This window comes from Vreelandella titanicae BH1 (genome assembly GCF_000336575.1).
GTDB classification, from domain to species: Bacteria; Pseudomonadota; Gammaproteobacteria; order Pseudomonadales; family Halomonadaceae; genus Vreelandella; species Vreelandella titanicae.
On record NZ_AOPO01000005.1, the window covers coordinates 194,135 to 208,642 of the forward strand.

Sequence of the window (14,508 nt, forward strand, 5' to 3'; positions counted from 1 at the left end):
CTCGGGTGAACGTTGCACTATTTATTACAACCAGTTACAACCGGTGGACGGTTAACGCTAGGTTGGGGGCTAAGGGCAACCGTGGCAGCAACGTGGACTGGTAGGCATGGTAGAGATCGGGTTTGACGTCGCCTTCGGCGGGGTCGATCTGCAACTCACCGCTGAGCTCCTGGTACCAGCCGCCCCGTTTACGATCGATAAAGAGGGTGTCGATCGCATCCCAGAGTTGCCGATACCAGTGCTCGTAGTGGGCCTCGCCGGTGCGCTGTAGGAACGCGGCCGCCGCGCCCGCCGCCTTGGCGTGGGTCCAGTGGCGTCGCCGCAGGGAGTGCGGGTTACCCTCCCAATCGACGGTATATACCAGCCCCGGGGCGCCGTCGGTATTCCAGCCGTCGCGCAGGCTGGCGTCAAATAGCGCCGCAGCGTCGGTGAACAGCCAGGCAGGAACCGTTCGGCCGCGGGATTGCAGCGATGCTTCCAGGTGCAGCATCAAACGCGACCACTCAAAGCCGTGCCCCGGCGTAGCGCCATAGGGGTAGAAGCCGTCGTCAGGGCGGTCGGCGTTGTGTTCCGGCCACTCCGACCAGTCGCCGTGAAAATGCTCGAGGATGCGGTATTCCCGGGGAGTCGCGTGGCGGTGAATCAGTCGTTCGACGATGGCCAGCGCCCGATCAAGCCACAGCGGTTCGTCGCGCACATCGGCTAGCGCCAAGCACAGCTCTACGCCGTGCATGTTGCTGTTACCGCCGCGGTAGTCGCTCAGTTCGCTCCAGTCCTGACTGAAACTCTCGACGAAAGCTTGCTCATCCATCGACCAGAAGCGGGTGTCGATCACCCCAATGGCCTCTTCGAGCAGAGCAGCCGCGCCGGGAATATCGGCGTGGGTCGCAGTGGCGGCACCGAGGGCGACGAAGTGATGGATATAGCACTGCTTGGTGCGGTCGTCGCTGGTGGCGGGGTCGGCGCCGAACCAGCCGCCGTGTTGCTCGTCGTGCAGCTTACCTTCCAACGCGCGAATAGCATGCTCGGCCAGCGCGGCAGCGCCCGGCACGCCCTGTAGCGCTGCTAAGGCACAACTATGCGCCATGCGCGCGGTAAGCATGGTGTCGGCCACGGCGTCGTCGGGTATGCGCCCGTCACCATCGAGCGGTGCGAAGCCGCCGGAGTCCAGTCGCGCCTGGCGGTGGAACTCAAACAGCGCGAGCCCTTCGCGGGTCAGCCAGAAGGGTGGGTGGCGCTATCGAGCCAGCGCCGGGGCTTTTGATCGGTGTCATGGGGCTTTGTGCCGTGGTTCATTGCATCCATATCCTTATGTGATCAAGAGGGCGCTCGCCTCAGCCATTGACGATGGTGCCACCGTTGGGGTGGATCGTTTGGCCGCTGACGAAGGCGGCCTTGCTACCGGGCAGTGTCTGCGACTGGGCGTGGATCCTGAGCTTGCTAACAATATTCACCTCCGTGTGATGCGTGAAGGCACGGCAACAGGCTGCGCCTGCATCCAACGTAGACCTTGATCTATATCATCACAAGGTCGATGATCTCTTGAAGGCTATGCGCGTTGCGTCGCTCAGGTGTGCGGATCGAAAGTAACCGTTCGCTTTGAGACTGATTAGTTCCAAAACCTAACAAGCCTGTTGAGCGACATTAGTCGCCCAAGTCCTAATTATTATTTACTGGATATGTTTCATGGCGAAGAAAGTAGTTATGTTTGAATACGAGAAAGAAACCAAAAACAGCGTTCGCTATAAAGAAGTGCCTGATGAAGGAACGGCGCCTATCGTGGGCACTCTGTATGTTCAGAAATGGTTTGCTGGCGATAGCAAATCAATTGAGGTAACGATAGACAAAAAAGACTAGCTGGCTGGCCATTTTTCAGTATAGTTAATGATCTTAACTATTTGAAAATTAGTTATTTTTCTCCAGTCCTAAATAATGCTCTATGCCTGTTATCTGATCTTCCGCGTGGTGGTTGACGTAGAGCACGGTGGTTTCTGAGCCCTGGCAGATTTTCTCGATCAGGGCGAGGACCAGTTGGCGGTTTATGTCGTCCAGGCCAAGGCAAGGTTCATCTAGAATCAACAGGGGCGGATGTTTGACCATGGCGCGGGCAATGAGTAGCAGGCGCTGGTCGCCGTACGAGAGTTTGTTAAACGGCTGGTCGGCGCGGTCTTGCATGCCCAGTATTTCGAGCCATTGGTCGGCAATTTTTTTCTGGCTGTCAGTGGGCTTGGTGTACATGCCGATGCTGTCGTAGAAACCGGAAATAATCACGTTTTTGCAGCTGGTGCTAACCCGGTATTCCCACTGCAGGTTAGTGGATACATAGCCGATAAACTGTTTAATCTGCCAGATGCTTTCGCCGTTACCGCGCTGGAAACCAAACACGAAAATATCGTTGGTATAGCACTGCGGATGATCGCCGGTGATCAACGATAAAACGCAGGTTTTGCCGCTACCGTTAGGGCCGCTCAGTTGCCAATGCTGGCCCCGTTCTATCGTCCAATCGAGCTTATCGACAATCACGGTGTCGCCGTATTGGATGGTCGCTTGCGTTAGTTTTACTAATGGCTGGCTCGGGTCGAGAGTGGGTAGCTTATTGGTGGGGTCGGCCTCCGGCACGCTTAGGTCAGTGGTTTTCAAATGCAGTAACTGGTAGAGCTCATTGAAGGCGGCGTCGTCCTGACGGTCTACCGTGAGCTTCAAGCGGCCTTTGTCGCCACTCTGTTTATCCCCACGCTCTTTGTCTAGATAGGCCACATGGGTTATGAAGTCCGGCATTTCATCAAAGCGATTCAACACCATGGCCATGGGAACGGTGTCGATGATAGACGCTAGATGTGCTTGAAGCATGGCGAGGGTATCGACATCCAGGCCATCGAAGGGCTCGTCTAAAATAAGTAAATCAGGCTTGTTGGCCAGCGCGCGAATCAACATGACTTTGCGCGTTTCGCCGGTGGAAAGTTTACGAAACGCGCGATCGAGCAGTTTCCCTAGGCCAAATTTTTCGACCAGGGATTGGGCAAGTTCAGTGTCTTGGCAATGGTCGAAAATCATTTCACTGACGGGAGTGCCGAGTGAAATGACGTCCATAATGTCGGCGTCGTCTTTCTTCAACTCTTGGGCGATGAGCTCTGCCTGGGCTTCAAAAGAGACGATTTCCACGTTGTTGGGAAGGCCTTGAATGCTTCCGCTCTGAATGTCACCCATGCCCGCGAGCGCAGCCGCTAGGGCGGATTTACCCGCGCCATTGGGGCCAGTGATAACCCAATGTTGTTCTGACGTAATGGTCCAATCAATCTCGCTTAGCGTGAAGCGATCATCAAAGCTAACCGTCGCTTTTGATAGGTGGATATTGTCTAGGAGGGGTAACGGATCCATTACAGTCTTCCTTACGTTGTCCGATAGAAGTTGTTCGAGACAGGAGCTAAAAAAGCCGAGCATATCGTGATGATATCTCGGCTTTTTTTGATGGCTTAGGTTTTGATAACCTGAACGTCTATCGTTTAATCAGGCAATTAAACGATTTTTTTCATGTCAGCCATATAGCCACGAAGAACCGAGCCAACGGCTTCTACGGGGTGTGAACGAAGGGCGGTGTTAACTTCGATCAAGCGTGCGTTATCAACGCCGTTGTCGTCTAGCGAAAGCCCTTTACCGATCACGTCGGATTTGATGCCTTTCATAAAGTCTGCTAGCAACGGCACGCAGGCGTGGTTGTAGAGGTAGCAACCGTATTCCGCCGTATCAGAGATAGTCGCGTTCATTTCGTACAATTTCTTACGCGCGATGGTGTTCGCGATGAGCGGCGTTTCGTGTAGCGACTCGTAGTAAGCCGATTCAGCGATGATGCCCGCCGCTGTCATGGTTTCGAAAGCAAGTTCAACGCCGGCTTTCACCATAGCGACCATCAAAATGCCGTTGTCGAAGAACTCTTGCTCAGAGATTTCTACATCGCCAGCGGGTGTTTTCTCGAAGTTCGTTTCAGCCGTTTCTGCACGCCATTTTAGAAGATTCGCATCATCGTTCGCCCAGTCTTCCATCATCGTTTTAGAGAAGTGGCCACTCATGATGTCGTCTTGGTGCTTGTTGTACAGCGGACGCATGATGTCTTTTAACTCTTCAGAAAGATCGAACGCTTTGATCTTTGCTGGGTTAGAAAGACGATCTAGCATGTTCGTCACGCCGCCGTACTTCAGCGCTTCGGTGACTGTTTCCCAGCCGTATTGAATCAAACGTGAGGCATAGCCCGGGTCGATACCTTCTTCGACCATCTTGTCGAAGCAAAGCAGGGAACCCGTTTGCAGCATGCCGCAAAGGATCGTTTGCTCACCCATCAGGTCGGATTTAACTTCCGCGATGAAAGAGGACATCAGCACGCCCGCTTTATGGCCGCCAGTACCTACTGCGTAAGCTTTGGCGAGCGCAAGGCCTTCGCCTTTGGGGTCATTGTCTTCATGCACAGCGATCAAGGTGGGAACACCGAAACCACGCACGTATTCAGCGCGAACTTCAGAACCAGGGCACTTCGGTGCCACCATGATGACAGTTAAGTCGTCGCGAATTTTCATGCCTTCTTCTACGATATTGAAACCGTGAGAGTAAGACAGACAAGCGCCTTCCTTCATCAGCGGCATCACCGTGTTCACTACTGAGGTGTGCTGCTTATCAGGGGTGAGGTTCAAAACAACGTCTGCGGTTGGGATCAACTCTTCGTAAGTACCCACCACAAAACCGTTTTCAGTGGCGTTTTTCCAGGACTGGCGCTTTTGCTCAATGGCTTCAGGACGCAGTGCATAAGAAACATCTAGGCCGCTGTCACGTAGGTTCAAACCTTGGTTAAGGCCTTGTGCGCCACAGCCGATAACCACCATTTTTTTGCCTTTTAGCGCTTCGACGCCATCAGCAAACTCAGCGGTGTGCATGAAGCGGCATTGCGCTAGCTGAGCCAATTGCTCGCGTAGCGGTAACGTATTGAAATAGTTAGCCATCGTTAGCATCCTAATTTTATGATCAATGTGTCGGTGTAAGGTACACCGATATTAAAAAGGTGACACCGTCGCTAGGGGGAAACGCTAGCGCCATGTCAGTAAGAGCATGTGATGAGAGGTAATGTATAGAAGAGTGACTCTTTCTTAAATTGATATATTTGCAATAACACGTCCCATTTTTCGCAACTGTCGGTTAGTATTCGGACATCGCCACAAGCGCAGTCGCGGAGCGTCGGTCTTATTATGAATATTAAACTTTTAAAACAATTCCTTGCCCTGGCAGAAACGCTGCATTTCGGACGCGCCAGCGATGAGTGTCATATCAGCATTTCTGCGCTGTCGCGCAACATTCGTCATTTAGAAGACGAGCTGGGTGTACCGCTGTTTAATCGCGACAATCGAACCGTGGCATTGACCCAGGAAGGCCAGAAATTTCTTAAATACGCGCGCGATACCAGCAGCCAGTGGAACTTGATCCGCCATGAGTTAACTGACAACTCTGATCAATTAAGCGGTGAAATCAGCTTGTACGGTTCAGTCACCGCGAGCTACAGTTTTCTGTACGAGCTGCTGCGTCGCTTTCGTATCGCCTATCCTGCGATTGAAATAAAGCTGCGCACGGGGGATCCAGAACACGCGATTGCGCATGTTCTGGACGGTAAAGAAGACCTCAGCATCGCGGCACGCCCCGCAAACTTACCTCGCGGGTTAGCATTCAAGCCCATTGCCACATCGCCTTTGTTATTTATCGCACCACTTGAGCAGCAAGTGCCAAATATTCCCACGACCTCGCCAACCGCACCCGGAGAGTGGGCGAATATCCCGATGATTTTATCTGAAAGCGGTGTCTCAAGAACTCGCGTGGACGAATGGTTTCGCCAACGCGATATTGCCCCGCGCATTTATGCACAGGTCACGGGCAATGAGGCGATTGTAAGTATGGTGAGCTTGGGCTTCGGCATTGGCGTAGTGCCAAAAATTGTGCTCGATAACAGCCCATTGAAGGATCGTATTCGGGTGCTTGATGTGAAGCCTGAGCTGGAACCCTACGATATTGGCTTGTTTACGTTAAAGAAAAACTTAAAAAACCCGCTGGTCGATGCATTTTGGAGCTTGATGTAGGCCTGTAAGCCTGGATTCATAGAATAACCCCTATAAATCGATTCACTATAGGCTTGAAGATGGCCGAGCGGTTGAGGTGCAATTTATAGAAACACAGCATAGCGTTTAGCTCATAGAAACGTTTGAAGTTGAAGATGAATATTCAGCGGATCTGCAAAAGCAGGGTTGGCTCGGTATTCTTAACAATGTTAAGAAGCACGTTGAGAGCAAAAGCAATTAACAATGGGGCTCGCCCTTGAGCGGCTGCTCCAAACAGAATGGCCTGGATATTATGGCGTAGGTAGCCCCGGTAATGCGCGCCGAGATTTTATGGCGTATTCAAACCGCAATCAATTGCCTGTCGTCCTCGTGGCATTTGTCGGCTCGGAACCTTGCGGTGTTGTAGCGCTTAAGTCAGAGTCCATCACAACACACAGACATCTTTCGCCGTGGGTGAGTGGGGTATGGTCGCACCGCAGTACCGGCGCCACGGTATTGGTGCCTGTATGGCCTCTGCCCTTGAGAAGGTAGCCCGCAACCTCGATTTCAAGGCCATCAATATCGATCCCCGGCGTCATCCTGCCCAACGCCGCTTCGGCCCTCTTCGCTTTTCCGCGAGATTACAGACGATGGTCTCCGGCAAAGTCGTCTGCCAGGTGGCGCATCACCAGCTTGATGCGTTCCACCTGGCGCAGGTCCGGGTGAGTTAGCAGCCACAGGTTCGATGTCTTGCCTGGCGGTAAAGCGAACAGGGCTTCCAGTTCTGGTCTCTGCTGATCGTTCGGCAACAGGGCCAGGCCGTGGCCACTCTGGGCTAGTGAAGACATAGCCACCAGGTCGTCGCTGCGCGCCGACACACACTGCGCCAAATTGCGTTCCACCCAGACGAAAGCCGGTAAGTGCTGCATACCACCGCTGGCACCAATTAGGCGATGATGCTGTAAAGCGTCCAAGTCGCCCGGAAAGCCGTATTTTTCCCTGTAGGCCGCACTGCCGTAAACACTCCAACCTATAGACCGCACTTGTCGGCCAACTAGATGCTCTGGCGGAGCATCGGTAACGCGAACTGCAATGTCCGCTTGCCGACTGTTCATATTGACCTCGAGATTACTGACCAACAATTCGACCTTGATATCCGGATAGCTCCGATTGAAGTCGGCTAGATAATCCGGCAGGTACCTGTACGCGAGATTGTTGGGCGCGGTGATCCGTACTTTACCTTTCGGCTGCACGTCGCGACCCGCAATGTGACGCTCCATATCGTTGAAGGCGCCATCGACGCGATTGGCGATATCTCTCAGCTCCTCCCCCAGAGGTGTCAGCGCATAGCCGCCGGACTGGCGTTCGAACAGACGGGAGCCCAGATCCTTCTCGAGGGTGTTCAACCGGCGAAACACGGTCGAATGGTTCACACCCAGCGCCCGAGCCGCGCCAGCCAGAGACCCCGCCTGTTCGATGGCGAGAAATATCTTCAGTGCATTCCAGTCCATCAGGGTTTTCCCAGTGTTTGCAAAAATGCAATTTTAACTTGCTGGTATCGCGAATTCCATTCGCCAGATGCAAGAGCGATATTGAACCCGAAACCAATGCCAAGGAGAACGCAGATGTTAGACAGATTAACCCCCCAACTGGCCGCCCTGATACTGCGACTATCACTCGGGTTGGTGCTTCTGGCTCACAGCCTCTATCTGAAAATGGTGGTCTTCACTCTGCCCGGTACCGCCGAATTCTTTGACAGTGTCGGCCTGCCTGGCCTGCTGGCGTACGGGGTATTCCTGATCGAAGTCCTGGCCGGAACAGGCCTCATCGCAGGCTGGCACAGCCGGGTATGGGCATTAGCGGTAATACCCGTCTTGTTGGGCGCTACCTGGGTACATGCCGGCAATGGCTGGCTTTTTACCAATACCGGAGGTGGCTGGGAGTACCCGTTGTTTCTGACCGCCATGGCCGTGGTTCAGCTGTGTCTGGGCGACGGACAATATGCGCTCAACGCCCGACAATCTTTTGTTCACCACAAGGAGCCTCACCAATGAGCCCAGAATTCGAACTCATCACCCATGTACTTTGCCCCTACGTACAACGCTCGGTCATTGTGCTGCATGAGAAACAAATTCCTTACCGTCGCACGGACATCGACCTGGCCGACAAGCCGGATTGGTTCCGGCAAATTTCCCCGCTGGGAAAGGTGCCGGTACTGGTGGTCGGAGCACGGCAGTCCTTGTTCGAGTCTGCTGTGATCTGCGAATACCTGAATGAGGTTACTCCGGGCTCACTGCATCCGGAAGATCCATTGGAGCGTGCCGATCATCGCGCCTGGATCGAATTCGGATCCGGCCTGCTGAGCAGCATCGCTCAACTCTATAACGCCCCGACACAGGAGAGGTTCAGTGCCGCGCTCGCGATGTTACGGAAGCGGCTTTTACAACTGGATGAACGGCTGGGCAATGGCCCCTATTTTTCCGGACATAACTTTCGGATCATCGATGCCGTTTATGGCCCGATTTTCAGGTATTTTGACGTATTTGATTCGGTAATAGGGCTGGATTTGTCTCGGGAAGCGGGGAACGTTCAGCGCTGGCAAGGCCATCTGCGATCTCGCGAGTCTATCCGGCAGGCTGTCACCGTTGACTACCCTGAGCGCCTGTTGGCCTATATTCAGAACCGGGGAAGCTATATGTCCACGCTGGTAACAGGCGTGGCTCATGAGTGATTGGGAACTTGCCAGGTCTTATGACTATATTGAGGATGCCGGACACTTGATTATTGAAGAGACGCCTGATGAATTGGTAAAGGAAATTCTGGATTTCACTCAGGCTTAGAAATACGTTGTTAAGAAAAAATTATTTCAAATTCCTAGTGACTGGAAAGTTGATGAAAAATTATTAAGAGATCTAGTAATAGCTCGGCTTGCTGAGCTGGAATGATTTTGACTCAACTTTCGTTTAAAGCGAAGTCAGTCCATTCCAGTCTTAATATTCCATACAATGCTGCTATGCAGTGCGGCTGAAATCGGATTTTAGGGTAATGAAAGCTACCAGCGAATTTATCGCAAACCTCAGCGACGTATTTGCGCTATTTGGTGCAATAGAAACTAAGCGCATGTTTGGAGGATATGGCGTTTATCGCGATGGTCTTATGTTTGCGCTCGTCGCCGATGATGTTCTTTACCTCAAAGCGGATGAAAGTTCGGTAGGCTCCTTTATCGAATTGGGCATGGAGCAGTTTGAATACGAGAAGAGGGGTAAAAGGGTGAAAATGGCTTATTACGCTGCACCCGAGGAAATCTTTGAAAATCCAGTTCATGCCAGGGAATGGGCCGATCGTGCTTATGAAACTGCATTGCGGGCGAAACGCCTGAAGGGTAAGGCCAGAGTCAAGAAAAGTAAATAGGTAATTATATCTCTATCAAAGAGTAGAATAGACTAAACATCCGTCCAAATTTTCGTTGTAATGACCCATATAAGCCGACACCTTTTAGTTACATCGTGGACTTATTCCGGAGCAGTATAAGCAACGGCTCGCTGCGCCATAACAGGACTCTGATGTAATCAGCATCTGCGTACCCGCGTAATATAGCAAGTTTCGGGTCGGCGCTGGGTAAACGACCTCTTATGATCTTCGCTGTTGGTGGAGGGTTGTTCCTTCTTTTGAACAGTGATGGAGGTCACAAAGATGAAAGTACTCGAAAATAAAGTCGCCATTGTTACTGGTGCCAGCGCAGGCATCGGTTATGCGACTGCCCGACTTTTCGCTAAGGAGGGGGCTACTGTAGTGGTAGCTGCCAGAAGAGAGGCAGAGCTGGATGCGTTGGTCGACGCTATAAAAGAGGAGGGTGGCCAAGCGTTAGCGGTTGCTGGCGACGTAGGTGATGAGGATTTCGCCAGAAAGCTCGTTGACGAGACGCTCGCGAGGTTTGGTCAATTGGACGCGGCATTTAACAACGCAGGCATTTTAGGTGCGATGGGGCCGGTGCCCGAGATGTCGTTGGCCGATTGGAATCAGGTGATCACGACCAATTTAACGAGCGCTTTTCTGGCAGCTAAGTATCAACTGCCGGCCATGCTAACGAGTGGCGGTGGTTCGTTAATTTTCACTTCAACATTTGTTGGCTATAGCGCTGGAATGCCAGGCATGGCTGCTTATGCGGCCAGTAAAGCGGGATTAATCGGGCTGACGCAAGTACTCGCTTGTGAATATGGCTCTGATAACATTCGAGTGAATGCGCTACTACCGGGAGGCACGGATACTGCTGCAGCCAGGGAGTTTGCCAACACTCCCGAAGCATTAGCGTTCGTAGCCAACCTACATGCAATGAAGCGGACGGCAAAGCCTGAAGAGATTGCTCAATCCGCACTCTACCTGGCTTCAGATGCATCCAGCTTTACGACCGGAACGGCACTATTGGCAGATGGTGGAGTATCAATAAATCGCGTCTGAATATAGGGCCTCACTCTGACTATAATCAGGATTAGGGGCCTTGAGCTATGCAGCAGCATGCCACAGGCAGCCCGTTCTGAAGGAGGGGCTGCCCCTTTTGATTGGAGTACTGTTAATTGCCACACTAAAAATAGGATACAAAGAGCTATGACATCTCAGTTTAAAGCAACGCTTCTTCGGCCCGCCAAGCAGGATAGCGATAATTCATGGGCTTTTGTCGTGCTGCCCAAAAGCGTGAGTGAGAAGCTCCCACGGCGAGGCAGGACAACGGTAGAGGGCACTCTCAATACTTATGCCTTCCAGGCTACTCTTGAACCGGACGGCCAATTGAGCCATTGGTTGCGGGTAAGTAAAGAGCTGCTTGAATCGGCAGGCGTTAACAGTGGCGACGATGTCACCTTTGAGATTACGCCCGTAGAGCAGGAGCCTGAACCCGAGGTGCCCGCTGATTTGCAGGATGCCCTTGCAGAGTCTCCAGAAGCTCAAGCCGTTTGGAGCGATACCACGACGATTGCTCGCCTGGACTGGATTCATTGGATTACGTCCGCCAAGCAGTCCAAGACTCGAGCGAAGCGGATTCTCGATGCTTGCGACATGCTTGCTTCTGGAAAGCGCCGCGTTTGCTGCTTCGATCCATCTGGCTATTACAGTAAAGCGTTTAGCCCACCTAAAACGGCAGGTTAGCGTTGCAGTTTCTGTATTACTGTTCAAGATTAATAGCTTTTAAGCAGGGCAGCGCATATTGCACTGCCCTACTACTGCTTAAGGATTTATGCTTTGCTAGCCAAATCAGTCGCTAGTAATCCTGCATTTTTAAGCGCATTAGCAACTGATTCCTGATGCCTTTCGTCCCCAAATTCTTGGTACTCTGACGTTATTTCATAAAATGACTCGACACCCAAGTATCTGCCCAATGTTTTAATGTGTGGCCCGAGGTGATTCATATGCTCACGTTCACCTCCTGGCCCAAACCCAAATTCTCCGCATGAGGTCACTAAAATAAGTGTTTTTCCAGACAAAAGTGGCTCTATAGGATGGTCGCCACGAGCCAAGTCAAAGCTAAATGTTTTATTTATACGCATTACCTGATCGAACCATGCTTTAAGAGGGGCGGGCATGCCGTAGTTGTACATAGGTGAAGATATTAAAATGACATCCGCTTGAGATAACTCGTTAAATAGCTGATCTGATAAAGCCAGTTTTTCGCGTTGCTCAGAACTTTTTCGGTCATCCGGAGTAAACACAGCGCCTATCCAGTCTTGGTCAATGAAAGCTGGTGGATTTAAGCCAATATCACGATAAATGTAATTATCTGTACTTTTAGCAGACCTCCATTTATCAACAAACTGCATAGCAATGCGCTTTGATATTGAGTTGTGGTCGGGGTTTGGGTTGGACGTCTTGCGTACGCTGGCGTCTATATGAAGTAATGTGTGCATAGTGGGCTCGACGGATAGTGATGTGGAGTGGCTATGCTGCCTTTTTGCCAATACTGCGGCAAATGAATAAACTGGCTCGATAGATGAGTAAAACTTACCTATTGAGAAACGAGTTTGAGTCCAAAATGGGAGGCTGGCGGTGAAGGCTTCATTGCAAGCGATTAAGGTGTTTGAAGCAGCAGCTCGACTGGGGAGCTTTAAAGATGCCGCTGAGGAGCTGTCGATAACGCCAGCAGGTGTGTCGCACCACATCAGCAACCTTGAGAGTAGGTTGGGAGTGCGGCTGTTTAACCGAAAAAACCGAAAAGTGATATTAACTTCAGAGGGGCACCAGCTCGCTGAGGCAACAACAGCAGGTCTGCAGAAAATTCAGACTGCGCTAGATAATATAAAGTCAGGGGCATCACGACTGAATGTTGATACCACTTCATCCTTTGCTGCCCTGGTGTTAATTCCGTTATTACATGATTTCAATAAAATCTATCAAAATATTGATGTTGAAATATCAACAGGTGAAGTGGTGGCATCTAAAATTAATGCCCTCTCTATCCGTTTGGGAGACGTAACCCGTGTTGATGAGTCAAGCTTATTGAAAAAAGAACGTTTTAACGTGTATGGAGGCTCTTCTTTTATCAACTCTATCACAGCGGATAAGCCTCCTATTGTCTACCTGACTAAATGGAAGAATAGTAAATTACCGGATTCACCTTGGGAAAGCTGGTTAATGGAAAATGGGGAGTCTCTTCCAAACTTTGAAATAAGATATTTTGATCAGGAGCTCTATGGCGTGTATGAAGCTATTGCTGGGAAAGGGCTGGTGTTTTGTTCAGAGACTCTGGTTTCTGACTTTGTGAAAGCTAACACATTGCAGCCAATGTCGTATCAAGGCGTTGATTCAATGCTGTGTTACTACATCCCGACCCAAAGTTGGCAGCATAGCGCCAAAATGCAGGCCTTTGTCGATTGGCTTAAGTCTAAAGTTAATTAAATTTCACATTGTGTTTGCTAAATCTACCCTTATAAGAGTGAGTAAGGCATGGCAATTCAACACATACAAGCGAGCCTACATGCAGGCCCTTGAAAGCCTTTTGTTAAATAAAGGTGCGCTTACCAGCATTGAGCGAGCAACTGGTCTGTTGATTGCAACGTTTGAACGGAAAGGCCGTGTTCACTCTTGTGGTGGCGGGGGGCAATGTGCAGTGCTCTTTGCCGAAGAGCTTGCTGAGACAACGCTGGAAAATCGATGGTGTTGTCTCAGATTCCGCGCTATATGGAAAGACCCCCTACAACACACTGTTGGGCTCAGCTTGGTAGGCTTTATGAAGCAGACTGATGAACGGGGTTATTTCTGCAAAAGCAGTGGTAGCAATGGCAGTGACTGCGATCCCAGGTGTCCATGAATTCATCACCGCGGCACCGGGCAGTTCCTGAAGACGCTCAATGGTGATCTCCTCGTGGCGCTGGGCAATACCGAGGCGGTTCAGTTGGCGTTGAACAATACCCATCATGGTGCCCTGCAATATCGTTGCCTGTGGCCAGATCACCGTCTCACCGTCCCAGAAGGCAAGGTTCCAGATGGTTGCCTCGCTCAATCGCCCATGGCGGTCGACAAAGGCTGCATCGTCGAAACCCTGGCGCAGAGCTTGATGTAGATAGTAGGTTTTGCCCGCCTCACCAACGTGCTTGATAGAAGCCAGAGGTCGCTCGTGATCTACCCTACTCAGCCTCAACGGCCCTTTAGGGCCATTAGCCGGTGCGCTGCTACGGACGAGCACGTCTGGCTCTGCATCCATGCTGGCCGCGGTGAATTCACCGTGGCTGGAGAAGAGAGTAACCGTTAATGACTGGTCTTTCGGGCCTTTATCAATAGCTGTTCTGATGTAGGAGACCAGTTGCTCCTCGGGAAGCATCTTTCCAAAAAACTCTTTTGACGCTTTCTGCAGGCGGGCAAGATGAAGATCTAGCCCTTTGACCTCTCGATCTCGTACTTGCATGGCCGTGAAATGGGCAAACCCTGCAAAGGCCAGGGGTATCAGCTCTGAAAGAGTGGCTGGTTGCCCATTAATATGGGCCTGAAAATTGCTGGCGTTAGTGGACATAGCAGTGACTCCTGATTGAACTTGCAGTGAGGAATCACTACCCTAAACCCTTACAGTGCTGTAAGAGTCAAGAGAGCAAATGAAAATAGGTGAACTGGCTAAACGCACCGGAGTGAGTATTCGTATGCTGCGCTACTATGAAGCGGAAGGTTTGCTTAAGCCAACGCGCGCCACCAATGGGTACCGTCATTACGGGCAGGGTGAGATTCGCACTGTCGAGCGGATCAAACTGCTCGGTTCAGCAGGCATGACTCTGGCAACCATCAAGCAATTCCTACCGTGTGTGAGAGGGGAGGGCCCAGTCTTCGAGCCCTGTGACGAACTACGCAATGTCTTGCACGAACAAATTAAGCTTGCCGATCAGAAAGCAGCCAAACTGGCCCAAAGCCGTGCCATTCTGGAGAGTTTCCTGTGCGATATTGAACGGTGATGAACCGTGGGTAA

17 protein-coding genes are annotated in these 14,508 nt (G+C 51.4%); 11 read left to right on the forward strand and 6 right to left on the reverse strand.

All coding sequences use genetic code 11. The annotated features are described in order from the left end of the window. Positions 1–34: 34 nt before the first annotated feature. On the reverse strand, positions 35–1,102 hold the full coding sequence (locus tag HALTITAN_RS11675; RefSeq protein ID WP_231500701.1) for an AGE family epimerase/isomerase: 1,068 nt from the start codon (positions 1,100–1,102) through the stop codon (positions 35–37). Between HALTITAN_RS11675 and HALTITAN_RS26035 the strand changes: the two genes are divergently transcribed. Together HALTITAN_RS26035 and HALTITAN_RS25750 are read left to right on the forward strand one after the other, a co-directional pair. Further along, positions 1,086–1,514 (forward strand): hypothetical protein, encoded by a 429-nt coding sequence (locus tag HALTITAN_RS26035; protein WP_236614955.1) that lies wholly within the window; start codon positions 1,086–1,088, stop codon positions 1,512–1,514. The two genes, HALTITAN_RS11675 and HALTITAN_RS26035, sit on opposite strands and share 17 nt — an antisense overlap. Before the next feature lie 172 nt (positions 1,515–1,686). Then, positions 1,687–1,857 carry a hypothetical protein gene (locus tag HALTITAN_RS25750; RefSeq protein WP_022520572.1) on the forward strand — a complete coding sequence of 57 codons (171 nt, stop codon included), beginning with the start codon at positions 1,687–1,689 and terminating at the stop codon, positions 1,855–1,857. A gap of 48 nt (positions 1,858–1,905) precedes the next feature. On the opposite strand, the gene modF is transcribed toward HALTITAN_RS25750, so the two are convergent. Continuing rightward, a complete protein-coding gene (modF, locus tag HALTITAN_RS11680) occupies positions 1,906–3,378 on the reverse strand; it encodes a molybdate ABC transporter ATP-binding protein ModF (protein ID WP_039859284.1) in 1,473 nt (490 codons plus the stop codon). 137 nt (positions 3,379–3,515) lie between these two features. Continuing rightward, complete coding sequence (gene ilvC / locus HALTITAN_RS11685) at positions 3,516–4,988, reverse strand: ketol-acid reductoisomerase (RefSeq protein WP_027959828.1); 1,473 nt, start codon at positions 4,986–4,988, stop codon at positions 3,516–3,518. Positions 4,989–5,231: 243 nt separating this feature from the next. Here ilvC and ilvY point away from each other — a divergent pair, with 243 nt between their 5' ends. Together ilvY and HALTITAN_RS26365 are read left to right on the forward strand one after the other, a co-directional pair. Continuing rightward, positions 5,232–6,110 carry an HTH-type transcriptional activator IlvY gene (gene ilvY, locus HALTITAN_RS11690; RefSeq protein WP_009287237.1) on the forward strand — a complete coding sequence of 293 codons (879 nt, stop codon included), beginning with the start codon at positions 5,232–5,234 and terminating at the stop codon, positions 6,108–6,110. 443 nt (positions 6,111–6,553) lie between these two features. After that, positions 6,554–6,799 (forward strand): GNAT family N-acetyltransferase, encoded by a 246-nt coding sequence (locus tag HALTITAN_RS26365; protein ID WP_400668711.1) that lies wholly within the window; start codon positions 6,554–6,556, stop codon positions 6,797–6,799. Here the strand turns inward: HALTITAN_RS26365 and HALTITAN_RS11695 are convergent. Further along, positions 6,710–7,579 carry a LysR family transcriptional regulator gene (locus HALTITAN_RS11695; protein WP_039859285.1) on the reverse strand — a complete coding sequence of 290 codons (870 nt, stop codon included), beginning with the start codon at positions 7,577–7,579 and terminating at the stop codon, positions 6,710–6,712. The genes HALTITAN_RS26365 and HALTITAN_RS11695 overlap by 90 nt on opposite strands. A 114-nt stretch (positions 7,580–7,693) precedes the next feature. Here HALTITAN_RS11695 and HALTITAN_RS11700 point away from each other — a divergent pair, with 114 nt between their 5' ends. The 5 genes from HALTITAN_RS11700 to HALTITAN_RS11720 all read left to right on the forward strand — a co-directional run bounded on the left by HALTITAN_RS11700 (position 7,694) and on the right by HALTITAN_RS11720 (position 11,210). Continuing rightward, on the forward strand, positions 7,694–8,122 hold the full coding sequence (locus HALTITAN_RS11700; RefSeq protein WP_035538570.1) for a DoxX family protein: 429 nt from the start codon (positions 7,694–7,696) through the stop codon (positions 8,120–8,122). Next, the gene (locus HALTITAN_RS11705) at positions 8,119–8,799 is read left to right on the forward strand and encodes a glutathione S-transferase family protein (RefSeq protein ID WP_027959825.1); all 681 of its coding nucleotides are present in this window, start codon (positions 8,119–8,121) and stop codon (positions 8,797–8,799) included. The genes HALTITAN_RS11700 and HALTITAN_RS11705 overlap by 4 nt, the downstream gene beginning before the upstream one ends. A gap of 314 nt (positions 8,800–9,113) precedes the next feature. Continuing rightward, on the forward strand, positions 9,114–9,479 hold the full coding sequence (locus tag HALTITAN_RS11710; RefSeq protein ID WP_027959824.1) for a TfoX/Sxy family protein: 366 nt from the start codon (positions 9,114–9,116) through the stop codon (positions 9,477–9,479). Positions 9,480–9,761: 282 nt separating this feature from the next. Beyond that, the gene (locus tag HALTITAN_RS11715; protein ID WP_027959823.1) at positions 9,762–10,526 is read left to right on the forward strand and encodes an SDR family oxidoreductase; all 765 of its coding nucleotides are present in this window, start codon (positions 9,762–9,764) and stop codon (positions 10,524–10,526) included. A gap of 147 nt (positions 10,527–10,673) precedes the next feature. Beyond that, on the forward strand, positions 10,674–11,210 hold the full coding sequence (locus HALTITAN_RS11720) for a YdeI/OmpD-associated family protein (protein WP_027959822.1): 537 nt from the start codon (positions 10,674–10,676) through the stop codon (positions 11,208–11,210). A gap of 86 nt (positions 11,211–11,296) precedes the next feature. Here HALTITAN_RS11720 and HALTITAN_RS11725 read toward each other — a convergent pair whose 3' ends face one another. Beyond that, positions 11,297–11,965: an FMN-dependent NADH-azoreductase gene (locus HALTITAN_RS11725; protein ID WP_027959821.1), complete on the reverse strand. Its 669-nt coding sequence runs from the start codon at positions 11,963–11,965 to the stop codon at positions 11,297–11,299. Positions 11,966–12,104: 139 nt separating this feature from the next. Here HALTITAN_RS11725 and HALTITAN_RS11730 point away from each other — a divergent pair, with 139 nt between their 5' ends. After that, the gene (locus tag HALTITAN_RS11730; RefSeq protein WP_039859286.1) at positions 12,105–12,953 is read left to right on the forward strand and encodes a LysR family transcriptional regulator; all 849 of its coding nucleotides are present in this window, start codon (positions 12,105–12,107) and stop codon (positions 12,951–12,953) included. Between the two features lie 295 nt (positions 12,954–13,248). Here the strand turns inward: HALTITAN_RS11730 and HALTITAN_RS11735 are convergent, their stop codons facing one another. After that, complete coding sequence (locus HALTITAN_RS11735) at positions 13,249–14,064, reverse strand: aminotransferase class IV family protein (protein ID WP_009287239.1); 816 nt, start codon at positions 14,062–14,064, stop codon at positions 13,249–13,251. Positions 14,065–14,143: 79 nt separating this feature from the next. Between HALTITAN_RS11735 and HALTITAN_RS11740 the strand changes: the two genes are divergently transcribed. Next, the gene (locus HALTITAN_RS11740) at positions 14,144–14,494 is read left to right on the forward strand and encodes a MerR family transcriptional regulator (RefSeq protein ID WP_039859287.1); all 351 of its coding nucleotides are present in this window, start codon (positions 14,144–14,146) and stop codon (positions 14,492–14,494) included. The last annotated feature ends 14 nt before the right edge of the window (positions 14,495–14,508 follow it).

Bases quoted from the DNA above. Each gene is read 5' to 3' on its own strand.
- HALTITAN_RS11715 (WP_027959823.1), top strand. From the start codon at position 9,762: ATGAAAGTACTCGAAAATAAAGTCGCCATTGTTACTGGTGCCAGCGCA.
- HALTITAN_RS11725 (WP_027959821.1), bottom strand. From the start codon at position 11,965: ATGCACACATTACTTCATATAGACGCCAGCGTACGCAAGACGTCCAAC.
- HALTITAN_RS11675 (WP_231500701.1), bottom strand. From the start codon at position 1,102: ATGCTTACCGCGCGCATGGCGCATAGTTGTGCCTTAGCAGCGCTACAG.
- HALTITAN_RS11740 (WP_039859287.1), top strand. From the start codon at position 14,144: ATGAAAATAGGTGAACTGGCTAAACGCACCGGAGTGAGTATTCGTATG.
- ilvC (WP_027959828.1), bottom strand. From the start codon at position 4,988: ATGGCTAACTATTTCAATACGTTACCGCTACGCGAGCAATTGGCTCAG.
- HALTITAN_RS11710 (WP_027959824.1), top strand. From the start codon at position 9,114: ATGAAAGCTACCAGCGAATTTATCGCAAACCTCAGCGACGTATTTGCG.
- HALTITAN_RS11735 (WP_009287239.1), bottom strand. From the start codon at position 14,064: ATGTCCACTAACGCCAGCAATTTTCAGGCCCATATTAATGGGCAACCA.
- HALTITAN_RS11695 (WP_039859285.1), bottom strand. From the start codon at position 7,579: ATGGACTGGAATGCACTGAAGATATTTCTCGCCATCGAACAGGCGGGG.
- HALTITAN_RS26365 (WP_400668711.1), top strand. From the start codon at position 6,554: ATGGTCGCACCGCAGTACCGGCGCCACGGTATTGGTGCCTGTATGGCC.
- HALTITAN_RS25750 (WP_022520572.1), top strand. From the start codon at position 1,687: ATGGCGAAGAAAGTAGTTATGTTTGAATACGAGAAAGAAACCAAAAAC.
- HALTITAN_RS11720 (WP_027959822.1), top strand. From the start codon at position 10,674: ATGACATCTCAGTTTAAAGCAACGCTTCTTCGGCCCGCCAAGCAGGAT.
- modF (WP_039859284.1), bottom strand. From the start codon at position 3,378: ATGGATCCGTTACCCCTCCTAGACAATATCCACCTATCAAAAGCGACG.
- HALTITAN_RS11705 (WP_027959825.1), top strand. From the start codon at position 8,119: ATGAGCCCAGAATTCGAACTCATCACCCATGTACTTTGCCCCTACGTA.
- HALTITAN_RS26035 (WP_236614955.1), top strand. From the start codon at position 1,086: ATGCGCGCGGTAAGCATGGTGTCGGCCACGGCGTCGTCGGGTATGCGC.
- ilvY (WP_009287237.1), top strand. From the start codon at position 5,232: ATGAATATTAAACTTTTAAAACAATTCCTTGCCCTGGCAGAAACGCTG.
- HALTITAN_RS11700 (WP_035538570.1), top strand. From the start codon at position 7,694: ATGTTAGACAGATTAACCCCCCAACTGGCCGCCCTGATACTGCGACTA.